The organism is Cohnella sp. OV330 (assembly GCF_900112065.1).
Taxonomy (GTDB): domain Bacteria; phylum Bacillota; class Bacilli; order Paenibacillales; family Paenibacillaceae; genus Cohnella.
This window is the reverse complement of sequence record NZ_FOKE01000014.1, coordinates 180,924-202,034: the sequence shown is the minus strand read 5'-3', so window position 1 is coordinate 202,034 and position 21,111 is coordinate 180,924. Positions and strand designations below refer to the sequence as shown.

18 protein-coding genes are annotated in these 21,111 nt (G+C 57.1%); 13 read left to right on the top strand and 5 right to left on the bottom strand.

Features of this window, described 5'->3' with window-relative positions:
• The first annotated feature begins 2 nt into the window (after positions 1 to 2).
• The gene (locus tag BM235_RS27770) at positions 3 to 389 is read left to right on the top strand and encodes a MerR family transcriptional regulator (protein WP_090117511.1); all 387 of its coding nucleotides are present in this window, start codon (positions 3 to 5) and stop codon (positions 387 to 389) included.
• A 359-nt stretch (positions 390 to 748) separates the two neighbouring features.
• On the opposite strand, the gene BM235_RS27765 is transcribed toward BM235_RS27770, so the two are convergent.
• Positions 749 to 1,069, bottom strand: a complete 321-nt coding sequence (locus BM235_RS27765; RefSeq protein WP_090117510.1) for a winged helix-turn-helix transcriptional regulator — start codon at positions 1,067 to 1,069, stop codon at positions 749 to 751.
• A gap of 158 nt (positions 1,070 to 1,227) precedes the next feature.
• On the opposite strand from BM235_RS27765, the gene BM235_RS27760 reads away from it, so the two are divergent.
• The gene (locus BM235_RS27760; RefSeq protein ID WP_090117509.1) at positions 1,228 to 2,052 is read left to right on the top strand and encodes an NADP-dependent oxidoreductase; all 825 of its coding nucleotides are present in this window, start codon (positions 1,228 to 1,230) and stop codon (positions 2,050 to 2,052) included.
• 29 nt (positions 2,053 to 2,081) lie between these two features.
• Here BM235_RS27760 and BM235_RS27755 read toward each other — a convergent pair whose 3' ends face one another.
• Both BM235_RS27755 and BM235_RS27750 read right to left on the bottom strand, forming a co-directional pair.
• Positions 2,082 to 2,648 carry an undecaprenyl-diphosphatase gene (locus BM235_RS27755; RefSeq protein ID WP_158543805.1) on the bottom strand — a complete coding sequence of 189 codons (567 nt, stop codon included), beginning with the start codon at positions 2,646 to 2,648 and terminating at the stop codon, positions 2,082 to 2,084.
• Between the two features lie 36 nt (positions 2,649 to 2,684).
• On the bottom strand, positions 2,685 to 2,918 hold the full coding sequence (locus BM235_RS27750; protein ID WP_090117507.1) for an alkaline phosphatase family protein: 234 nt from the start codon (positions 2,916 to 2,918) through the stop codon (positions 2,685 to 2,687).
• A 213-nt stretch (positions 2,919 to 3,131) separates the two neighbouring features.
• Between BM235_RS27750 and BM235_RS27745 the strand changes: the two genes are divergently transcribed.
• Together BM235_RS27745 and BM235_RS27740 are read left to right on the top strand one after the other, a co-directional pair.
• Positions 3,132 to 4,604, top strand: coding sequence for a sensor histidine kinase (locus BM235_RS27745; protein WP_090117506.1), 1,473 nt, complete (start codon positions 3,132 to 3,134; stop codon positions 4,602 to 4,604).
• Positions 4,591 to 5,286 (top strand): response regulator transcription factor, encoded by a 696-nt coding sequence (locus BM235_RS27740; protein WP_090117505.1) that lies wholly within the window; start codon positions 4,591 to 4,593, stop codon positions 5,284 to 5,286. The genes BM235_RS27745 and BM235_RS27740 overlap by 14 nt, the downstream gene beginning before the upstream one ends.
• Before the next feature lie 42 nt (positions 5,287 to 5,328).
• On the opposite strand, the gene BM235_RS27735 is transcribed toward BM235_RS27740, so the two are convergent.
• Positions 5,329 to 6,009: an SOS response-associated peptidase gene (locus BM235_RS27735; protein ID WP_090117504.1), complete on the bottom strand. Its 681-nt coding sequence runs from the start codon at positions 6,007 to 6,009 to the stop codon at positions 5,329 to 5,331.
• A 138-nt stretch (positions 6,010 to 6,147) separates the two neighbouring features.
• Positions 6,148 to 7,005 (bottom strand): helix-turn-helix domain-containing protein, encoded by an 858-nt coding sequence (locus BM235_RS27730; protein WP_090117503.1) that lies wholly within the window; start codon positions 7,003 to 7,005, stop codon positions 6,148 to 6,150.
• A gap of 194 nt (positions 7,006 to 7,199) precedes the next feature.
• On the opposite strand from BM235_RS27730, the gene BM235_RS27725 reads away from it, so the two are divergent.
• From BM235_RS27725 to BM235_RS27685, 9 genes are all read left to right on the top strand, one after another.
• Positions 7,200 to 9,101: a beta-L-arabinofuranosidase domain-containing protein gene (locus BM235_RS27725; RefSeq protein ID WP_090117502.1), complete on the top strand. Its 1,902-nt coding sequence runs from the start codon at positions 7,200 to 7,202 to the stop codon at positions 9,099 to 9,101.
• 160 nt (positions 9,102 to 9,261) lie between these two features.
• Positions 9,262 to 10,185, top strand: a complete 924-nt coding sequence (locus BM235_RS27720) for an aldose epimerase family protein (protein ID WP_090117501.1) — start codon at positions 9,262 to 9,264, stop codon at positions 10,183 to 10,185.
• Between the two features lie 147 nt (positions 10,186 to 10,332).
• Positions 10,333 to 11,952: a response regulator gene (locus BM235_RS27715; protein ID WP_090117500.1), complete on the top strand. Its 1,620-nt coding sequence runs from the start codon at positions 10,333 to 10,335 to the stop codon at positions 11,950 to 11,952.
• Positions 11,949 to 13,694 (top strand): cache domain-containing sensor histidine kinase, encoded by a 1,746-nt coding sequence (locus BM235_RS27710; protein ID WP_090117499.1) that lies wholly within the window; start codon positions 11,949 to 11,951, stop codon positions 13,692 to 13,694. The genes BM235_RS27715 and BM235_RS27710 overlap by 4 nt, the downstream gene beginning before the upstream one ends.
• Positions 13,695 to 13,811: 117 nt before the next feature.
• The gene (locus tag BM235_RS27705; RefSeq protein ID WP_090117498.1) at positions 13,812 to 14,714 is read left to right on the top strand and encodes an ABC transporter permease; all 903 of its coding nucleotides are present in this window, start codon (positions 13,812 to 13,814) and stop codon (positions 14,712 to 14,714) included.
• Positions 14,708 to 15,568 carry a carbohydrate ABC transporter permease gene (locus BM235_RS27700; protein WP_090117497.1) on the top strand — a complete coding sequence of 287 codons (861 nt, stop codon included), beginning with the start codon at positions 14,708 to 14,710 and terminating at the stop codon, positions 15,566 to 15,568. The genes BM235_RS27705 and BM235_RS27700 overlap by 7 nt, the downstream gene beginning before the upstream one ends.
• Positions 15,569 to 15,638: 70 nt before the next feature.
• Positions 15,639 to 17,228 (top strand): extracellular solute-binding protein, encoded by a 1,590-nt coding sequence (locus BM235_RS27695; protein ID WP_090117496.1) that lies wholly within the window; start codon positions 15,639 to 15,641, stop codon positions 17,226 to 17,228.
• 23 nt (positions 17,229 to 17,251) lie between these two features.
• On the top strand, positions 17,252 to 18,067 hold the full coding sequence (locus BM235_RS27690; protein ID WP_369803566.1) for a phytanoyl-CoA dioxygenase family protein: 816 nt from the start codon (positions 17,252 to 17,254) through the stop codon (positions 18,065 to 18,067).
• 103 nt (positions 18,068 to 18,170) lie between these two features.
• Positions 18,171 to 20,990, top strand: coding sequence for a golvesin C-terminal-like domain-containing protein (locus tag BM235_RS27685; RefSeq protein WP_090117495.1), 2,820 nt, complete (start codon positions 18,171 to 18,173; stop codon positions 20,988 to 20,990).
• Positions 20,991 to 21,111 lie beyond the last annotated feature (121 nt).

The window sequence follows — 21,111 nt, the reverse complement described above, 5'->3', positions numbered from 1 at the left end:
GGATGATCAGCGACGAGACTTTTTCAATTAAGGCAATTGCCATAATGACCGGATTGACTGAGGATGCTCTCCGTTATTACGAGAAGATCGGACTGCTCCCTAGGGCCAAGAGGAGAGAGAACGGTCGACGAATGTACCGAAAGGAAGACACGCAGTTGATGGAGCTCATTATTTGCTTGAAGAAGATGGGCGTTCCGCTTAAAGATATTAAAGAGTTCGCAGCGCTATCCTATGTTGAAGATATCGTGTCCGTTCCCGAAGTGCATGAGAAAGTTCTGGCGTACAGACAGAAAATCCAGGATCAGATTGATTATTTGCAAAAAATAGTGAGCGTACTTGATTACAAAATGACGAACAAGAAAAACCTTCTTAAGGATCAGATTCATTAAAGTGGTACTAGGGTTGGCCGGCAAGGAATATGAGACCAATCCGACAGCTGGAGCGATTGGATCAGTTATGAGGGGAATCCGGCGGCTACGGGAGAGGAATAAGGATCAACAAACAAATTGCAGTATGTAAACTTTAATACAGAATACGGTGAGATCATTGCCGTTGCTCTGTATTTTTTTATGTTCTGGAGTCAACATGAAATCAACAGACGGCTCCTGGGAGTGATTAAATAGCGCTTTGGACTGGACAATCGCCCTACACGGAGAGACAACTATAATAGAAAGAGGCTGGCACCGGTCGGGTCTGATGCCAGCTTACATCTTAAGAATAATAAGGTTACTTCAGCGAAACGAAGCGTTTACTGGGCCCATCTTTTGCGCCACATCCCCATCTCAACTAGGGTTGACTGAAAATCTTGGCCCTTATTCGTCAGCGAATATTCTACCGATACGGGATTTGTTGGATAGACAGTCCGCAGAACGATGTCATTCTGTTCCAGATTCCGAAGAACCTCCGATAAGGCTTTGGAACTCACTGTGTCTAAGTTCCTGCGCAGTTGGTTAAATCGCTGGGGACCTTTAAATAATTGCTGGACCACTAAAAAAGGCCACTTGCCGCCAAAAATCTGCAGAACATCGTCAATTGCCTGGGTACAGTCAACTTCATTGGCGGGTCTCACTAACCTTCCAACCTCCTCTAACAAAAATAAAGTATGTAGGGAAAAGGTAATTTTGTTAATGGAAAGTGCCTCCTTATCTAGAGTAATGAACCTGCGATAATATGGCAATAAGGCGTTAGACCGGCCGGTTCGCCAGATCCCGCAAGGAGGAGAGCAACATGATGAAAGCAATTGTTGTCCATTCGTTTGGAGGCCCTGATGTCATGACTTACGAAGATGCCCCTATGCCAGCACCCGGTAAGGGAGAGGTTCTTATTCGCGTATATGCCGCAGGTGTAAATCCTAGTGATGGCATTACCCGGTCGGGATACGAGACGGTTCCGGCAAAAATACGCCCAAGCATTCGGCCGTCCCTGCCGATGATTCCGGGTTGGGATGTATCGGGGGTTGTCGCGGCAGTTGGAGAGAGCACCCGTATCTTTAAGGTGGGAGATGCCGTGTATGGGCTTGTAAGTTTTCCCCAACAAGGTCCAGCTGGCGCATATGCAGAATATATGGTTGCCCCGGAGGAACATCTGGCTCGAAAACCGGATGCAATCGATTATCTGCATGCAGCCGCATTGCCAATGGCTGTTTTAACAGCCTGGCAGGCACTTGATAAGGCAGATATTCACGCTGGGCATCGGGTACTGGTGAATGGTGCTTCCGGAGGCGTCGGTCACATGGCTATCCAGCTGGCTAAAATCAGAGGGGCTACTGTAATCGGTACGGCTTCGGGAAAAAATGAGTTGTTTGTGAAACAGTTCGAAGTGGATCAATTCATCGATTATACCCAATCCAGATTGACTGATATCGATGCCCCAGTTGATGTGGTGATCGATACGGTTGGCGGCGAGAATGGCGAGCAACTTCTCGATCTTATCAAGCCTGGTGGTAAGCTGGTACCGATCTTTTACAGTCCATACTCTGCTGAGAAAGGCCTTTGGTTGGTATTCGTCGCGGCAGGCGCTGCCGTGTACGTTAAACGAAGCCGGAGAAGCTAAGGAGCTCATCCTATCATTCGTTCATCCGCTTATCGGCGCGCCGAAAGCCCGCGCACCTTGCCGTAGATCCGAATCAAACGCTCGGGGATCGCGTCCAGACGGACTCGAAGCAAATGTACCGCGATGGCGGCGACAGCGGATAGTACGACCGATCCCGCGATATCCGCCGGGTAGTGAACCCCTACGTACACCCGGCTAAAGCCGGTAACAAACGCTAGAACGAGCAGAAACAGCCCGGTTCCGCGCTTAACGAGGAGCACGCTGAACGCGATCGAAAACGCGAGCATCGCGTGATCGCTCGGGAAGGAGTAGTCCGCGGCGTGCGCGACCAGCTGATGAACCTGGTGCGTGACGAACGGCCTTGGATGCCGGACGGCGGGGGAAATGACGAGCGAGCCGATCAGCATGGCGGCACAGGCGGAGAGAACCGCAAAAAAGACCGCCTTTTGATTTTGTTTTTTCTCCGTGAACCATTGGATGCCCAGAATGGCGATCATCGCGAAGACGATGTCCTGCGCGCAAAATTCCATGATATCGTCGATCCAATCGTAGCGATCCGCGAGTTGATTGATGAGTTGAAAGAGCCAGTAGTTCACTTTTATCATCCTTTCCGGACATGCCGCCGCAAAATATTATTTCATTACGGGCAAAGCCTTCGCTTGCTTGCTGAGGCCTAGAGCGGGAAGCCCTTCGGAATAGCCGGCAAACGTATAGTTGTGTTTAAACAGCTCGGATGCTAAATTGTCGGTAGCGAATTTGGTCTTCGGCACGCCGTCTCCTTTGACGCCTTGGCTGCCGCCGGAGAATAGATCCAAATAATTCGGCTGGCTCGGATGACGGGTGGCGAAGTGGTTGACGAGACTCATTCCTTTCTTTCCGTTTCCTTGGCATGCTTGAGCAGCGGTCCGCTATCGGATTTTTATCACTATAGGGGAAGAACATTAAAGAATTATTAAGCCGTTGAATTCATATCGGTCTTCGGCCGCGATGAAAATCGCTTAATCATTCGTTAATAAAAGCGAAATCGCCGCTTTAGATTTATGGCTTATCATCTGATGGAGAACGGAGGGAGGGAACGCATGTCGATCCGTTGGAAGCTGCTTTGGTCCTACGCGGCGATGCTGATTATTCCGCTCCTGTTTCTCGTGCTGATATCGTCGCTGCTGCTTATCGTTTTCCGGGGAGACGCGCAAAGCATCAAGGCCTTTTACGAATCGAAAATCGAGGGCATCGAGGAAAGCGATTTTCACCGCCTGGTCAAGCATACGCTTGCGCAAGACCCGGAGCTGTTGACGGACACCGCCTATTTGCAGGACTTGTCCGACGAACTTGCTTCGCGACAAATTTCTATATTCGTCCGCGCGGAAAACCGGGCCGTTTACGTTTCAAAAGGATTAGAAGACAATCCAGCCTTAACATCGGGCTTGCCGCCATACGAGCATCCTGATTTCCACAAACAGTCGACGGTCAAAATAAACAATAATGACTCGTATCAGATCGTTCAGTACGATTTGAGAACGGCCGACGACAAGCCGGTCAGCTTGTTCCTGCTAACGAAAATCGATCCGCTCGTTCATTTTGCGAAAAGATGGTTCCCGATTCTTTTGGCCGCCGCCATCGCCGCCTTGATCTTGACGAATATCGTCCTGACCTATTACATGTCGACCCGCATCATTCGGCCGCTCCTCGCGCTGCGACAAGCCGCAGGCCGTTTCTCGGAAGGAGAGCTCGAGGTGCCGATCGCGGTCAAAGGCAAAGACGAGATCGGACAGCTCGGGATCACTTTCGAGCAAATGCGGGTGCGGTTGAAGGAGTCGATCCTGCTGCAATTGCAGTACGAGAAAAATCGCAAAGAACTCATCGCGAATATTTCGCATGATCTCAAAACGCCGATTACCGCGATTAAAGGCTACGTGGACGGAATCATGGAAGGCATCGCCGACACCCGGGACAAGCATGATAGATACATGAAAACCATCGCTTCCAAAGCGGACGAGCTGGATAAACTCATCGACGAGCTGTTCCTGTACTCCAAGCTGGACATGCAGAATGTGCCCTTCCGCATGCAGCCGATGTCCGTTCGCGGCTTGCTTGGCGACTGGTCGGACGACCTTCGGTTCGAACTCGAAAAAAACGGCGTGGCGCTCATGACGGAGTTCGACGTACAGGCGTCCGTCCTCGTCCAGGTCGATCCCGATTCCTTTAAGCGCGTTCTCGGCAATGTCATCCAAAACAGCCTGAAGTACATGGACAAAGAAAGCCCGGCGATTCGACTGTCCGCTCACAGGGAAAATAGTCGGGTCGAGATCGCCATCGAAGACAATGGCAGCGGCATTCCTGCAGAGGCGATGCCCCACATTTTCGACCGATTTTATCGTGCCGAATGGTCGCGGAACTCGCGGACGGGAGGCAGCGGATTGGGACTGGCCATCGCCAAGCAGATCATGCTGGCGCATGACGGCGATATACGGGCGGAGAGCGTAGAAGGGGAAGGGACGCGGGTGATCCTGACGATTCCGATCGACGGAGGTGGCACGAATGGCGTTAAATAAGACGATACTTATCGTGGAAGACGAACCGAGCATCGCCGAGCTGCAAAGAGATTATCTGGAGATGAGCGGATACAAGACGGTTCTGGCCGATAACGGCGAAGCAGGGCTGCAGCTGGGGATGACGGGCCAATTCGATCTGATCGTGCTGGACGTCATGCTGCCGAAGCTAAGCGGTTTCGAGGTATGCAAGGCGCTCAGGGAGGCGTCCGATGTCCCGATTCTGATGGTGACCGCGCGAAGGGAAGATATCGACGTCATCCGGGGATTGGGCCTCGGAGCGGACGACTATATCGGCAAGCCCTTCAAGCCGGCCGAGCTGGTGGCGCGCGTCAAGTCGCATCTGGCCCGATATGACAGGCTGACCGGGCGCAATGCGAGGACCGGCGATATGGAGATCGGCGAGCTGCGGATCAATGCGAACACCAGGCAGGCCTTTGTCCGGGAGGAAGAGGTCTCGCTTACCGCCAAGGAGTTCGACCTGCTTTACTTCCTCGCGCAGCATCCGAATCAGGTGTTCAGCAAGGATCATCTGTTCGACCGTCTTTGGGGCATCTATGCCATAGGGGACACCCAGACGGTGACCGTCCACATCCGCAAGCTGCGGGAAAAAATCGAGAAGGACGCCTCGGCGCCCGTGTATATCGAGACGGTGTGGGGAGCGGGGTACAGGTTCCGCCTATGAACGAGCGGCTCCGTCGCGTTAACGTCTGGAACCGATCTTGCGTTACTTGCTGTTAAGCGGAATCTCTTCAATCAGTGCGGCACCCGTGTTCTTGACGGAGCCGACTTCCTTGCTTACCGGGTACCGCTTCATCTGGTCCGCATCGTACGGAACGAGAAGCTTCGCGAGACGATCCGGATCCTCCTCATGCGGATCCAGCCACGCATCCAAGGCGTCCGGCGACAGCATGACCGGCATGCGGTCGTGAATCTCTTTCACGAGCTTGTTCGGTTTCGTCGTAATAATGGTGCAGCTCCGCAAAGGCCCGTCGGGGCCGTCCCATTCGTCCCATAGTCCCGCGAATCCGAACGGATCTCCGTTTTTTAAGACGAAACGATAAGGCTGTTTTCCGTTCTCTGATTTTTGCCACTCGTAAAATCCGTCCGCCGGTATGATCGCTCTCCTGCGTTTCGCGAGCCCTTTATACGCGGGCTTGGTAAATACAGATTCGGCGCGCGCGTTGATCATTTTAAAGCCGATCTTCGTATCCTTGGCCCAAAAAGGGATCAAGCCCCAGTGGAATTCGGCCAGCAGCCGTTCGCCTCCTTCTTCGATAATGGCGGGGACGGCATGGGAAGGAGCCACGTTATAATTCGGCGTCAAATGGACATCGCCGATGCGATCCAGCGCGAACATCGCCATCAGCTCCTCGAGCGTCGTTTGTATTGTGTAGCGTCCGCACATGGCCGGTCATCCTTTCCGAGAAATCCGTTTAGTAGACTATTAAACGGATGGCATGAACGAGAACCAAGCCGATCGGATCGATCGGCTTGCAATTACGAGATTCATTCACTTGTAAGCGGGAATAACGACGCTAACCTTTTAGCCTTGCCGGAATCGCATCCGGAAGGACTTGGGCGTCGTGCCGACCTGCCTGCCGAAGCAGCGGACGAAATACGGAAACGAGCCGAAGCCGGTCTCCTCGGCGATGCGGCCGACGGGTTCGTTCGTATCGATGAGCAGCCGCTTGGCTTGTTCGACGCGATAACGGGTCAAATACTGGAGCGGCGTATAGCCGAAGGCGCGCTTCATGCAGAGGGACACATAGTTGGAATGGAAATGAAGCGTCTCCGACATCGATTTGTAGTTCAGCGCATCCCGGTAATTCTTGCGCAGGAAAGCCGCAGCCTCCTCGGCGATGGTCAAGTAAGAATCGCGCTCGGGCATCGTCGCGTCCGCTTGCAGGCGGAGCAGAAGCTCCTGGAAGACGAGCTGCTGGCGCCATTGCGAGGACGAAACGGTGTCCGCTTGCAAGGACGACAGTTGCCGCAGCCAGTCGTATGCGGCATCCGGCGACGAGAGCTTACCGGACCGCGGCAAATAAAACGCGAAGCGATGGATCTCGTGAAGAACGTCGTCCGGACGAAGCTCGGCAGGAGCCAGCTCTTGGTCCGTCTCGTGCCAGCTGCCGAGCGTCTGGAAGTGAGCCCAGTAGAAATGCGTTTCCTCCCGGCAGGGCGCCGTAGACCGATGCGCGCGGTCCGGCCGGAGAAGGGCGAACGAGCCCGCCGGAATTTCGAGCGATATCGACTCCTCGGCCATGTAGAGACAGCCGCGCGTCACGATCAGCAGATCGAATACGCCGATGCCGGAACGATCGGAATGCCGCCCCCCTGCAGGATACGTGTCTTCTCCGCAGTAGATGAAGTGCGGCAAGGGCGGAGAGATGAATTGGAACATTCGGCACCCTCCAGTAAAGGTCATATTCCCTTCTATTTTGCCTTTTACATAGTATAAAGAAAAAGATGCGGCAAGTCTGTAAGGGTACAAAAGGAGGTTGTGATCGGACCATTTTTGTGTGCGTTAGGCTATCGGCGGGCATGGAAGTCCCGTGCTATATTCGTTGATATTCCGAACACGCGAGGTGCGAGAAGATGACAACAACCGCAACGACTTATACGGCATTCGAAGCGCTGCCGCTCGGCGCGATCAAGCCCCGCGAATGGCTGCGCGATCAATTGCGCATTCAAGCGGACGGATTGACCGGGCATCTTGACGAGCATTGGGCGGACGTCGGCGACGACAACGGCTGGCTTGGCGGCAAAGGAGAGAGCTGGGAACGGGGGCCGTACTACGTCGACGGGCTGCTTCCGCTGGCTTACCTGCTCGAGGACGAACGGTTGATCGCCAAGGCGCAGCGCTGGATCGAATGGTCGCTCGCCAGTCAGCGGGAGGACGGCTCGTTCGGTCCGCAGATGAAGGAAAGGGCTAGCGGCGTTGACAAAAATCATGACTGGTGGCCTTACATGATCATGCTCAAGGTCATGACGCAATACGCGGAGGTGTCCGAAGATACGCGAGTCGTCCCGTTTATGACATCGTTTTTCCGATACGCGCACAAGACGATTGAAAATCAACCCTTGCTGGAGTGGGCGGAGGCCCGCGGCATGGAGATGCTGCTGAGCATCCATTGGCTGCATCGGAAGACGCAGGATGCCTTTCTGCTGGAGCTCGCCGAGATCGTAGCCGGGCAGACGACGGGCTGGACCGAAGTATTCCACGACTTCCCGTTCTGGCGGAAGGTCGAGCAGTGGGATCTGAAGACGCACGTGGTTAACGTCGCGATGGGCATCAAGGCGCCGGGCGCGCGCTACGAACTTACGGGAGACGAGAGGGAAAAAGAGGCTGTGCATCGCGGCATCGACAGCCTGATGACTTACCACGGGCAGGCCCACGGCATGTTCTCGGGCGACGAATGGCTGTCCGGCACGCATCCGAGCCAAGGGGTCGAGCTGTGCGCCGTCGTGGAGTATATGTTCTCCATGGAACAATTGACCCGCGTGTTCGGAGAAGGCCGATTCGGCGACATTTTGGAGAAGGTGGCGTTTAACGCCCTGCCCGCGGCCGTCTCCGGAGACTGGATGTCCCACCAGTACGATCAGCAGGTGAACCAGATGATGTGCAACGTCGCGCCGCGCGCTTGGAGCAACGACGCGGACGCGAACGTGTTCGGTCTGGAGCCGCACTTCGGCTGCTGCACGGCGAACATGCACCAGGGGTGGCCGAAGTTCGTCTCTCATCTATGGATGACGGACCGCGCTGGCGGGCTGGCGGCGGTATCCTATGCGCCTTGCACGGTGCGGGCGGAAGTCGGAGCGGGAGCGCAGCGCGGCGCGATAGCGGAAATCGAAGTTTCCGGCAACTATCCGTTCCGCGAATCGGTCGCGATGTCGCTTAAACTGACCTGTCCGGTAGCGTTCGGGATCTCGCTTCGCATACCCGCTTGGTGCGCGAATCCGACGCTGACGGTGAACGGCGAGCGCATCGAACTCGAGGTCAAGGACGGCTATGCCACGGTGACGCGCCGTTGGGAGAGCGGCGACCGATTGACGCTGAGCCTCCCGATGACGGTCAAGGCCGTACAGCGCAATTTGTATGCGGCAAGCGTCGAAAGGGGTCCGCTCGTCTACGCTTTGCCGGTCCAGGAGAACTGGCAGCTGCTCGCGAAACGGGAGAAGTTCCACGATTGGGAGATCTACCCCGGGTCTCCCTGGAAATACGGCTTGATAGCCGGCGGCGAATTCGCAGTCGAAATGTCTGAAGTCCCCTATCAACCGTTCCTCGCCGGCCAGTCGCCCGTCCGCCTGAAAACGAAAGGTCAGCTGATCCGCGATTGGAGGATGGAGGGCAACAGCGCGGGGACGCCTCCGCTTCACCCGGACGCGGAAGGTCAACCGATCGCGGATCTGGAACTCGTGCCGTACGGCGGCGCCAAACTGAGAATCGGAGAATTTCCCGTGATCGGCCACCCGCTGGAACCAAGGCGCCTTAAATAAGGGAAAACGCAGGATCAAAATCCGAAAATCCTCCATCAAAAGCCGATTATCGTGAATTGGCGCGGGAGACGACCCATCGTAAAGTGAAAAGATAAAGTTCGTCGTATCGCCGTGCCGGCTGCGGAGGCCGCCGGCCACGTGAATGAGGAGGATGGCTTCATTGGCAGACGTTCCAATCCGGTCCGACGTCTATAAAAATCGCGAATCGATCGTTATGGAGACGGATGAGACCCGCGTCGAGCTGATCCCGGGGCTCGGCGGCAAGATCGTCTCTTTGCTGTACAAGCCGACAAGCAAGGAATGGCTCGTACAGTCGGACCTTCTGACGATGGGGCAGCCTGCTTACGGCTCCGCCTTCGGGGATGCGGACATGAGCGGCTGGGACGAATGCTTCCCGACGATCGAGCCCTGCGCAGCCGAGGCCGGAGGGGAGCGAATGCTTCCCGATCACGGCGAAGTATGGGCGCTTGCCTGGGATGCCGTCGTACGAGAAGGCCGAATCGACTGCTCGGTCGACGGCGTGGCGCTGCCTTACAGGCTGAGCAGGAGCCTCTCTTTCACGGCTGCCGATACGCTTCGGATGGATTATCGCGCCGAAAACCTGGGGGAATCGCCGCTGCCCTTCCTCTGGGTGCCGCATCCGCAGTTCGTCGTGTCGGAGCCGACGCGCATTGAGCTGCCGCCGTCGGCGCAGGAGATGCTGTGCGTATTCGGCGGCGCCGCCCGGCAGGAGGGCGAGCGGTATGCTTGGACGGCGGAGGAGGCGGGCGTCGACGCCAGCCCGAAGGGCGACGGACGGAAGTTCTACGCGCCGGGCAAGGTGTCCGAGGGCTGGTGCGGCCTCTCCTGCGAGCGAAGCGGGGATTGGCTGCGGATGGACTTCGACCCGCAGCGGGTTCCTTATATCGGCGTCTGGATCGACGAAGGCATGTTCAATCGCCAAAACGCCGTCGCGCTGGAGCCGTCGATCGGCTACTTCGATTCGCTGGACCGGGCGAGGGCGAACGGTACCGCCCAGACGATACCGCCCGGACAAGCATACGAGTGGACGATGACGGTTCGCCTTGGCTGGGACGCGGCATGACCGTCGCCGCTTAATATTCGGATCGAATCGCAAACGCAAACAGGACGAAGCGGACAAAAAACCGCTTCGTCCTGTTTGCGTTTGCCATTTCGCGCGAATCGGCGCATAAAAATAAAACAGAAGAGAGGACGGGAGGCTTCGCGCGAAATGACGAAGAAACCGATTGGCGTTGTCATCGTGGACGACGAATATCCGATCCGCGAGGAGCTGCGCGCGTTCCCTTGGGAAGCCTGCGACGCGGTGCTGATCGGCGAGGCGGAAAATGGCGAGGAGGCGCTGGCCCTGTGCGAAAAATATTCGCCGGACATCGTCGTGACCGACATTACGATGCCGATTATGGACGGCTTGACGTTCATCCGCGAGCTGCGCAAAAACCATCCTGTCACGCAGATTATTCTGCTGACCTGCCATAGCGATTTCGAGTATGCGAGGAGAGCGATCGCGCTCGGCGCGTCCGATTACATCCTGAAGGTTTCGCTGGACGAAGAGGAGCTGAAGCGGGCGCTGCGAAAAGCCGGGGAGACCCTGCTGCGCGACCGGGGGCATTTTGGCAGGGAGATCATGCTTCGCAGGCTGAAGGCGGCAAGAAGATTGGAGACGCGGCTCAAGGATCATCGCGCCGAAACCGGCCGAGGGCGCGCGCCGGCGCCGGGGGACATTTCCGACGACGATTGGGCGCTTCTGGGCTTCGCTGAGGACCGGCTGCCCTTGCGATTCGTCCTCCTTCGCCTGACGGCTCCGGAGGACGAGCTCCTTATCGCGCAGGATGCCGTTCAGGAGAGTCTGCTCGAGTACGAACGGCGTACGCCGACCTGCAAGGCGTGGTTTCCGCTGAGGGGCGGCGAATACGCCGTTTGGTTTTCGGAAGCCGAGGAGCCGGAGGAGGTTCGGCTGCGCCTGGAACGACTGCTCGGCGCGCTGCTGGCCGAGGCCGAGAGCGGGGAGACGCCGCTGATCGAAGAGCAAGGAATCGCGCTGTCCGCGACGGTGGGGGGCTTGGCCCGAAGCCGGGCGGACGTATGGGCGCTTCTCGAGGCTGCGTCCTGGTGGAGGGAAGCGGGCTTTTACGACGCCGCGCCGTCTCCGAGCATCAAAATCGGCTCGCCTAAGCCGCTCTCCGAGCTGGAGCCCGCGCACCGGCGTCATCTGTCCGGCTTGTTCGGCCAAGCCGGGATGAACGCCGACCGGCTCTTGCGGACGATGCAGGGCGACGTCGCGCCGTGGTGCGCGGAGCGCCGTTTTCGTCCCGCCGCCATCAAGCGTTGGCTCGCCGGTTGGACCTCCGAGTGGCTGTCGCGTTCGCGTCCGGGCCATCCCGATCCGCAAATCGAGCTCAGCGGCGCTTCGGACTGGGGCGAGCTGGAGACGCGTTGGGCCGGCCTGGTGCGCACGGCTCCCGAAGCCGGACCGCGCCGCGAGATCGTCGAAGCGCGGAGCTGGATTCAGGCGCATCTGCAGGAACCGCTGTCGCTGCCGATCGTCGCCCAGCGCATCGGCCTCGGTCCCGAGTATTTCGGCAGGCTGTTCAAGGAAGAGACCGGGGAGTCGGTGCATCAGCTCGTGCTTCGGCTTCGAATGGAGAAGGCGCTGAAGCTGCTGCGCGAGACCGACATGAAGGTTTATGAAGTCGCGGAGGCGGTGGGCATTCCGAATTACCGCTACTTTACGTCCACGTTCCGCAACTGGGCGGGAGCCGCGCCGACCGACGTGAAGCGGCTCGGCTATCAAGCTGAACGAAGCGGAGACGGGAGGGAGAACCGAACATGAAGCTCATCGGACGGCTTGGCCATATGGGGATCGCCACGAAGCAGTTTTTTTATTTGTTTCTGGTCACGCTGCTTCTCTTTCTTCTGCTGGCGTGGAGCAACCTTAGCGAAGCGGAGACGCTGCTCAAGGATCAGGTCACGAAGGATGCGGAGCTGCTCGTGGCGAGGACGAATCAATACATCGACGCGACGCTGGACAACGTCGAGAACATTTTGTTGCTTCTCTCGACGAGACAGGACCTGCTGGAGAGCGGCAGCCAGACAGAGGTGGTTCGTACGCTGCAGAGCTTTGCCGATTACAACAGCTCCGTCGTCAGGACGCTGTACTTCGTGAGGAGCGACGGCACCGTTTTCTCCAATACGCAAGTCAATTACGACATTATCGGCAATCCCCACCTGGAAGAGCTGTACGCCCAGGCGCTGGGCAACTACGGCTCGATCCAGGTGAGCGAGCCGTACATTTCCCCGTTGTCCGGCCGCACGCTCGCTTATATGATGCCTGTCAAAGACCGGAACAACGAGGTCCAAGGGGTCATCATCGCCGAGCTGGGCCTCGATCTCCTCGTATCGCGCATTTCTCCGCTCATCTATCAAGCCTTCACGCTCGTTACCGCGAACGGGAACGTCATCAACCGCATGGAAGCGGGCGAACGGTTGCTCCCCGTCATGCCGGGAACCTATCCGCCGGAGCTGCTCCCCGAATTTACGGCCAAGCTGCCCGGATTGAAAACCGGAGCGGACAGCATGACCGTAAAAGGAGAACGGCTCATCGCCGTGAAATCGGCGAAAAACCGGCTGGGCTGGTCGCTCATCGCGTTTATCCCCGAGGACAGCTTTTATAAGGATTTGCAGCCGCTCTACGGCAATTACCGCAATGCGACCATGCTTTGGATCGTTATTTTGCTGTTCAGCGCCTATATGCTGTCGCGGACGCTGACGCGGCCGATCCGCGGACTTGTGAACAAGATGGATCGGCTGCATGACTTCCAGGTCGTCTCCAAGCTGCCCGAAAATCGCCGCGACGAGATCGGAAGGCTCGCGAGAAGTTTCAACGCAATGCTGGCTCGAATCCAGCATTTGCTTCACGAGACGAAGCGCGCGGAGGAAAAAAAGAAGGAATACGAGCTGAAGATGCTGCGCAGCCAAATCGCGCCGCACTTTTTGTACAATACGCTCGCTTGCATCAGCAGCATGGCCAAGCAGCAGAAGATCGACGACGTCCGGAAGACGATCCGGTCGCTGGTCGGCCTGCTCACCTTCAGCTTCGACAGGCAGGGCGAGTTCGTCGCCCTGGAGGAAGAGCTTGAAGGCCTTAGGATGTACATGCATATCCAGCAAGTCCGCTACGGCGCCAAATACGGCTGCCGGATCGAGATCGGGCCCGAGCTGCTGCAGCTGCGCGTATTGAAGCTGACGCTGCAGCCCCTCGTCGAAAACGCGTTGTTCCACGGTCTCGCGCCGAAGGGCGGAGGGAGCGTCGTCGTGACGGGGACCGTTCATGACGGAAGGCTGCGCCTATACGTCCGCGACGACGGCGTGGGCATGAGCCGAGGCGACATTCGGGATGCCTATCGCAAGCAGGCGGCCGAGCCCTCCCGGCACTCCTTTACCGGCATCGGCTTCGCGAACGTCCACGAACGCATTCGCATCCATTTCGGCGAGCCGTACGGCTTGCGCATCGGCGGACGGAAGGGCGTGGGCACCGTCGTGCGCGTCGAGCTGCCGCTCTCCCAGCCCGTGTAGGGTTGGAAAATCGAACACTTTTACGGAAATTGCGCATAACGGAGGAGGCCGAGTCCGTCATACACTAATTGCAGATAACGCTTACATCCAAGCCGAATCATCTGAAAGGAGGAAAGTATGGCTCTCGCCGCCTTGCGTAAATTTTGGCCCTTTTATGTCATGCTGCTGCCCGGCGTCGTCTTTTATCTCGTTTTCCGGTACTTTCCGATGTACGGCATGGTCATCGCGTTCAAGGATTTTTCGATGATGGACGGCATCCTGCACAGCCCTTGGGCGAATCCCTGGTACAAACATTTCGAAACGTTCTACCAGTCGCCCTATTTCGGGGAGCTGCTGAGGAATACGCTGCTGATCAGCCTATACAAGCTCGTTTGGGGCACCATCCCGCCGATCTTGCTCGCGCTGCTGCTGAACGAATGCCGGATCCGTTGGCTGCGCTCCATCGTGCAGACGCTGACTTATATGCCTCACTTTTTGTCCTGGGTGATCATTTTCGGCATTCTGATCGCGCTGTTCTCTCAAAACGGCGGAATCGTGAACCGCTGGCTCGTCGAGGCCGGCGGCAGCTCCTATCCGTTTCTGACGTCCACCGAAACGTTTCGCAGCGTGCTCGTCGGCTCGGAGGTTTGGCAAAATCTCGGCTGGGGCGCCATCATCTATCTGGCCGCGATCGCGGGCATCGATCCGACGTTATACGAAGCGGCGAGGGTGGACGGCGCCAGCCGGCTTCGGATGATCTGGCACATTACGATCCCCGGCATCCGCAGCGTCATCGTCCTGCTCTTTATTTTAAAGCTCGGGCATCTGCTCGACGCCGGCTTCGACCAGATCTATATTCTGTACAACATTCAGGTTTACCCGGTCGCCGACATATTGGACACCTGGGTGTACCGAACGGGTTTGCAGCAACTGAATTTCAGCCTTGCCTCAGCCGTCGGGCTGTTTAAGTCGCTGATCGGCATGGCGCTCGTCCTGTTTGCCAACAACGTGGCCAAGAGATGGGGGGAAGGGATATGGTAAAAGGCCTGGAAGACCGGCTGTTCAACGTCCTCGTTTATGCCGTTCTCGTCTTTTGCGCCCTCCTGGCCATCTTCCCGATCCTCTACGTCATCTCCGTATCGATCACGCCCTTCGGAGAAGTGCTTCGCAACGGCGGGTTTATTCTCATCCCAAGGGACGTGACGTTTTCGGCTTACAAGACGCTGCTGACGCAATCGAATTTGCCGCAGGCGTTTAAAGTCACCGTGCTGATCACCGTCGTAGGCACCGCGGTCAACCTCATTTTGACTGGACTGATGGCATACCCGCTCAGCCGTAAAAACCTGCCCGGACGCCGAATCTTTCTGCTCATGATCGTCTTCACGCTTATTTTCAGCGGCGGCCTCATTCCGACCTACCTGATCGTCAAGTCCGTCGGGTTGATCGACTCGATCTGGGCGATGATCTTGCCGAATGCCATCTGGAGCTTCAATGTCCTGATCATGAAAAGCTTTTTCGAGGGCTTGCCCGAGGAGCTGTTCGAATCGGCCCGCATCGACGGGGCGAAGGAGTTTCGCATCCTGTTTCAAATCGTAACCCCGCTGTCGGTTCCCGTGATCATGACGATCGGTTTGTTCTATCTCGTCGGCCACTGGAACGAGTTTTTCCAGGCGATCTTCTACGTGACCGACCGGACGCTGTTCCCGCTGCAGGTGATCGTCCGCGAGATTCTCATGCAGAGCCAGCAGACGCTCGAGAATGCCGACAACATCACGCCAACGCAAACCCTGCAGATGGCCTCCGTCATGATCGCCAGCTTGCCGGTGCTCGTCGTCTATCCGTTTATTCAAAAATACTTTACCAAAGGCATGCTGCTCGGCTCGATCAAAGGGTGACCCGGTCGCCGTCCGGCCCTCAGCCGGACGAAGGCGGCCGCTCCAATATAGCGTATGAAAGGGGTTCGTCATGTCCTCGAAATCGATCAAACGGACTGCGCTCTTGTCGTCAATCGCTTTGCTCGGCGCCGTCGTCTCCGGGTGCGGCAACGGAGGCGACAGCGAGGCTTCATCGTCGCCTTCAAACTCGCCTTCAAGCTCGTCGTCCGCATCGAATCCGGCAAGCACGGATGCCGCAACGCCCCAAGCCACCGCCGATTCCGGAAAAAAGATCAAGCTGGAGGTCATCGAGACCGGCAACAATCTGCCCGCTCCGGACCAGGACATCATCAAGAAGGAACTGGACAAAGCGCTGAACGTCGACTTTAACCTGACCGTATACGCCTCCGGCGACGACTACAAAAACCAGCTGAACGTCCGGATGGCATCCGGTAATTTCCCGGATTTGTTCGCGCTCGACCGCCAGCAGCTGATCGAATTTTCCAAGCAGGGCTTGCTTCTGGATTTGACGCCCTATATGGACCGGCTGAAGCAGGCGAGCGAATTTATCGGAGAGGAAAACGTCAAGAAGGGCGCGGTCGACGGGAAAATATACGCGATATCCAAAAGCTCGCAAATTCCGTACAATACGTACTTCATCCGCAAGGATTGGCTTGACAGCCTGAATCTGGAGGTGCCCAAAACCATTGAGGATTTGAAAACCGTCGCGGCCGCCTTTACGAACGACGATCCGGACAAAAACGGAAAGAAGGATACGTTCGGCCTGACGGGAGGCGAGCTGAACGGGGCGTTCGCGCCGGTATTCGGCGCCTTCGGCGTCGGTTCGCCGGGCTCGATCTACGAGAAAGACGGCAAGCTGATGAACGCGCTTTACGACCCGGCCATGAAGGACGCGCTCGCCTTCATCAAGGAGATGATCGACACGGGTTCCGTCGATCCGGAGCTGCTTGCCAATACGGCGCTTCAGCATCAAGAGAAAGCGTTCAAAGGCCAGGCCGGCATCGTCTGGATCGACTGGCCGAACATGACGAAGGAAAACATGATCGAGCAGATCAAGGCGGTCAACCCGAAGGCGGAATGGATTCAAATGGAGCCGCCGGCAGGACCGGCCGGGAAATTCGACGGATCCTGGGAAATCGGCAATACGCCGGGGCGGTACGCGATTCCGAAGGCGCTCGAGAAGGACCCCGAGAAGCTGCAGCGCGTATTCGACCTGCTGAATTACGTGTCCGATCCGAAAGGCGGATCGCTGCTCGTGCAGTTCGGCGTCGAAGGAACGCACTTTACGAAGGACGGCGACAAAATCGTCATGACGGATAAGGCGGGCGAGGTCGGCTATTCGTGGCTGTACCAGTTCACCGGCCGTCCCGAAATGTCGTATTTGCAAACGAAATTCGTGCCGCAAGCCGAATTTATCAAGTTCGCCAACGATCAGCCGCGCATTCAAACGCTGAACGGCTTCGTCGATCTGCCGGAAGGCTACGTCGCGTCCGACGCGGACCGGTATATCAAGGAAGAGCTGGCGAAGTTCGCGTACGGGCAGCGGGACTTGGGCGAATACGACAAATTCCTGAAAACGCTCGAAACGACGATGAAGTATAAGCTATTCATGGACGCGGCTCAGGCGCAGCTCACCGCGCTCGGCTATGGAAATAAATGAATAAGGGCGGAGGTGCAAGCGAAGTGAGCCATGAGATCGACCGCAAGCAGCTGGATATACCGGCGTTGAAAAAGCAGTTCGAGGAGCAAGGCTATCTGCTGCTGCCCGGCGTATTAATCGAGGAGCGGGTGCGGCGGCTGAACGAGGCGGTCGACGCCGTGTTGGCGGAGGAAGAGGAGAGTCTATCCTACAATATTTATAACAGCGTGGAACGCCACCCGGAATTTCTGTCGCTGATCGACGAGCCGACGATCCTCCCGCTGGTCGTGAACCTGCTCGGCTACAACATCCAACTTCATATCTCGCATCTTACGGTGAGAAAGCCGAATCCCGAGCTGAAGCAAACGGCGACGAACAGCTTTATCGATTGGCACCAGGACGGCCCGCATCCGCAGTTCCCTAAGACGAACGGACTGACCGCTACGTATTATATTAAGGCTTGCTATGTGTTGAGCGATATGTCGGAGCCGAACCGCGGCAATACGAAGCTGATTCCGGGAAGTCACAGAAAGCCGTTTAATCCGAACCAAAAAGACGTCAATATCGCGCTTGAGGACGAGGTGCAGCTGTGCGGCAAGCCCGGAGACGTGTTTCTGTTCGCGCAAAACGTCTGGCACGCCGGCGCGCCGAATACGTCTTCGTTTACCCGCCGCCAGCTGTTCATGGGCTACAGCCCGATCTGGATGCGGCCGATCGATTACCATCAAGCTTCCGATAAGCTGCTTGAAGGCGCGGACCCGGTCCGACGGCAGCTGCTCGGCAGCATCAGCGACGACAAGTTCAAGTATTATGTCCCGCAAGAATCCATGGTGCCGCTCAAGGCGTTTTACCAGGCCTGACTCGCACGCAGTTTAATCCGCGGAAAGCACTGCAGACGAATCCCGTCTACGGTGCTTTCTTTTTTATCGCTTAGGCAAGTGACTATGAGGAGGCGAACGCATCATGGAAACCCGGCATCCGTTTCGTTTTTGGCCGCTCCTCCTGGCTTTCGTATTGGCAGCCGCATTTCTGGTTCCGACCGCCCGCATTCATGGCGAACAGCCTGGCGCCGTGCTCCGGACCGGCAATTATTATTTCAGCCTCGCGCCGAACGCGGGGAGCTCCCCGGATTACAACGCAACGGGGATCATCCCCGCATCGACAGGCAAGCTGCTCGATGGGTCGACGACGACCTATGCCGGATGGATGGGCAACGGAAGCCTGCCCGGAACGGTGCAGGTCGTATTCGATCTGCTGAAGGATTATCCGCTGGACCGGATTAACGTCGTCATGAATTCTTTGAACGCTTACTGGGGATTTAAGGAAATCACCGTGAAATACCGATCGGAGGCGAATGCCGACTATTATTATTTGGCGGGGAAGCATGTCAGGACCGGAAGCGCGCTCAATTACGCCGTCAACTTTCCGCTTCACGACGCCGTCGCCCGGTTTATCGTCATCGACATGAAGCGCGCTCATGCCTATCAGCACATTCCGTTAAGCGAGGTGCAGATCTACCGCGGCGTCGGAGAGGAAGGCGCCAATCCCGGACCGGCGTTGACCGCCGCGGAGCTGCAGGCGGAAATGAAAAAGGACGGCATGATGGCGGACCGCTACGGGCAGTGGATTTACGAGGATTGGCCGGGCAAGGTGACGACGGACGCCCAGCTGCAGCAGGAATATGCGGCGGAAGCCGCCGCGCTCGATGACGTCGAGCTGGATAAGGACGTCTACGATCCGTACGGCGGGATCAAAGCGATGGAGAGGCAGACCGCGAGCGGCTACTTCAGGCTTCAGCAGATCGGCGGCATTTGGTGGTTTATTACGCCGGACGGGTACCCTTTTATTTTGAAGGGCGTCGATACGACCAGCATCTGGGAATGGGGATACGGGACGCCGCTAAAGAAGGCGGACGGGACGCCGCGAAGGGTTTTCGAGGAGCTCCCCGACCCTGTGACCTATGCGGACGCCTACTCCAATGACGCCAACGGCGAGCGGGTCAGCTTCGTGACGGCGAATATTATGAAAAAGTACGGCAGCGATTATGAAGCGAAGTGGGAGGACATCACGAAAAAGAGGCTGATCGATTGGGGATTCAACGCGTTCAGCAAATGGTCGAAGCCGAATACGGTTACGTTTCCTTATATCATGGTGCTGCAGGACCCGCCGAATCTAACCAGAATCGATTGGACGTACGACGTGTTCGATCCGCAGGCCGAATCGATCATCGAGACTTCGCTTCAGCCTCAGCTTCAGGCGGCGGCGAGCGATCCGTGGCTCATCGGCTATACGTACGACAATGAAGCCGGATGGAGCTCCGACATCGTCGCGAAGGTACTGGCCCTCGGCGCGGATTCGCCCGCGAAGGGAAGGTTCGTCGATCTGTTCGCCCAAAGGCATGGTCAGAATCTCGCGGAGGCCAATCAGATTTTGGGAACGAATGCGTCCTCTTTCGAAGCTTTGAAAGCGGTTCCGATCACGCTGTCCAAGGTGCCGGCCGCTGATGTGTCGGCTTATATCCAGCTTGCGTCCAGAACGTTCTATTCGACGGTCAAAACGATTATCGACCGGTACGATACGAACCATTTATTTCTGGGTTCGTCGATCGTGCCGACCTGGCGCACCAGCCTCGATTGGGATGCCGCATCGATGGAATACGTTGACGCGTTCTCGGTCGACAACTATACGAAAGATCCGAATTGGATGGCGCGCTACCAGGAATTCGGCAAACCGCTGCTTAACTTGGAGTATACGTTCAGCGCGGCCCAGCACGGTCTGTCTGCGGTAAATGCGGCAACGAGCGTCCCGACGGTCGCGGACCGGGGGCTCAGCTACAAAGCCTTTACGGAAAGTCAGCTGCGCAACCCGCTCTTCGTCGGCTCCGGGTGGTTCTCCTACTACGATCAAGCCGTAACCGGACGGAAGGACGGCGAGAATTTCAACATCGGACTGCTCAATCAGCAGGATCAGCCGTATGCCGATATGATCGCCATCATGAAAACGACCAATGCCGGCCTGGAGGCCGTTCACGGGGACGCCTCGAACCCGACGCTGCCCGAGGAGCCGTTGGACATTATCGTCGACAATCGAGACTCGGGATTTGCCGCCGGCGCGGGCTGGGTGACCAGCGCCTACTCGGCATCCCGCTTTGGCGAAGACTACGTCCACAGCAACAAACTGGCCAACAAGCAGGCGACGTGGACGCCGTACGTCACGATTCCGGGCGAGTACAACGTCTATATGCTGTGGAATGCAAGCGCTGACCGCGCCGGCTCCGCCCGATTGGAGATCGGATACGACGGCGGGATCGATACGACGAAAACCGTGAATCAGAAGACGAACGGCAATCAATGGGTGTTGATCGGCACCTATCCGTTCGAGACCGGGACGGATCAGTATGTAAAGATAACGTCGACTTCCACTACCGAGTATACGATTGCCGACGCCGTAAAATTCTCGTTAGCTTCCGAGGATCCGTTCGGCGCGACGCATAACCCCGTCTCTTCGAGCGGCTCCGAAGATCCCGAAGTCGGGCTGGACGAAACGGACGGCAGCGCCGTTCCGAGCGGCAGCTACCTGCTTAACGGCCGATCGAACGAAGGCGTGAAGCTGCAGGTTACGCTGAATGGCGCGATGCAGACGACGCCTTACAGCACGCGCTACGTGAACGTATTTCAAGTTCCGCTGAATCTGACGGAAGGATCTAACGCGATAGAGGTCGTTGCGACCAGCCGAAGCGGAAGAACGTCGACGCTCTCGCTGAGCCTGATCGCATCCGATTAAAGCTTTATCCGCACATCCGCGACGAACAGCCGGTCAGGGGCAAGCGCTGGCCGGCTCTTGCGCGGATAATCGGCCAATGCCGACAATTTGACCATAATCCACATCCTTAGCAAATGCCACA

Bases quoted from the DNA above. Each gene is read 5' to 3' on its own strand.
- BM235_RS27730 (WP_090117503.1), bottom strand. From the start codon at position 7,005: ATGTTCCAATTCATCTCTCCGCCCTTGCCGCACTTCATCTACTGCGGA.
- BM235_RS27740 (WP_090117505.1), top strand. From the start codon at position 4,591: ATGGCGTTAAATAAGACGATACTTATCGTGGAAGACGAACCGAGCATC.
- BM235_RS27735 (WP_090117504.1), bottom strand. From the start codon at position 6,009: ATGTGCGGACGCTACACAATACAAACGACGCTCGAGGAGCTGATGGCG.
- BM235_RS27705 (WP_090117498.1), top strand. From the start codon at position 13,812: ATGGCTCTCGCCGCCTTGCGTAAATTTTGGCCCTTTTATGTCATGCTG.
- BM235_RS27685 (WP_090117495.1), top strand. From the start codon at position 18,171: ATGGAAACCCGGCATCCGTTTCGTTTTTGGCCGCTCCTCCTGGCTTTC.
- BM235_RS27700 (WP_090117497.1), top strand. From the start codon at position 14,708: ATGGTAAAAGGCCTGGAAGACCGGCTGTTCAACGTCCTCGTTTATGCC.
- BM235_RS27715 (WP_090117500.1), top strand. From the start codon at position 10,333: ATGACGAAGAAACCGATTGGCGTTGTCATCGTGGACGACGAATATCCG.
- BM235_RS27770 (WP_090117511.1), top strand. From the start codon at position 3: ATGATCAGCGACGAGACTTTTTCAATTAAGGCAATTGCCATAATGACC.
- BM235_RS27750 (WP_090117507.1), bottom strand. From the start codon at position 2,918: ATGAGTCTCGTCAACCACTTCGCCACCCGTCATCCGAGCCAGCCGAAT.
- BM235_RS27760 (WP_090117509.1), top strand. From the start codon at position 1,228: ATGATGAAAGCAATTGTTGTCCATTCGTTTGGAGGCCCTGATGTCATG.
- BM235_RS27695 (WP_090117496.1), top strand. From the start codon at position 15,639: ATGTCCTCGAAATCGATCAAACGGACTGCGCTCTTGTCGTCAATCGCT.
- BM235_RS27710 (WP_090117499.1), top strand. From the start codon at position 11,949: ATGAAGCTCATCGGACGGCTTGGCCATATGGGGATCGCCACGAAGCAG.
- BM235_RS27725 (WP_090117502.1), top strand. From the start codon at position 7,200: ATGACAACAACCGCAACGACTTATACGGCATTCGAAGCGCTGCCGCTC.
- BM235_RS27745 (WP_090117506.1), top strand. From the start codon at position 3,132: ATGTCGATCCGTTGGAAGCTGCTTTGGTCCTACGCGGCGATGCTGATT.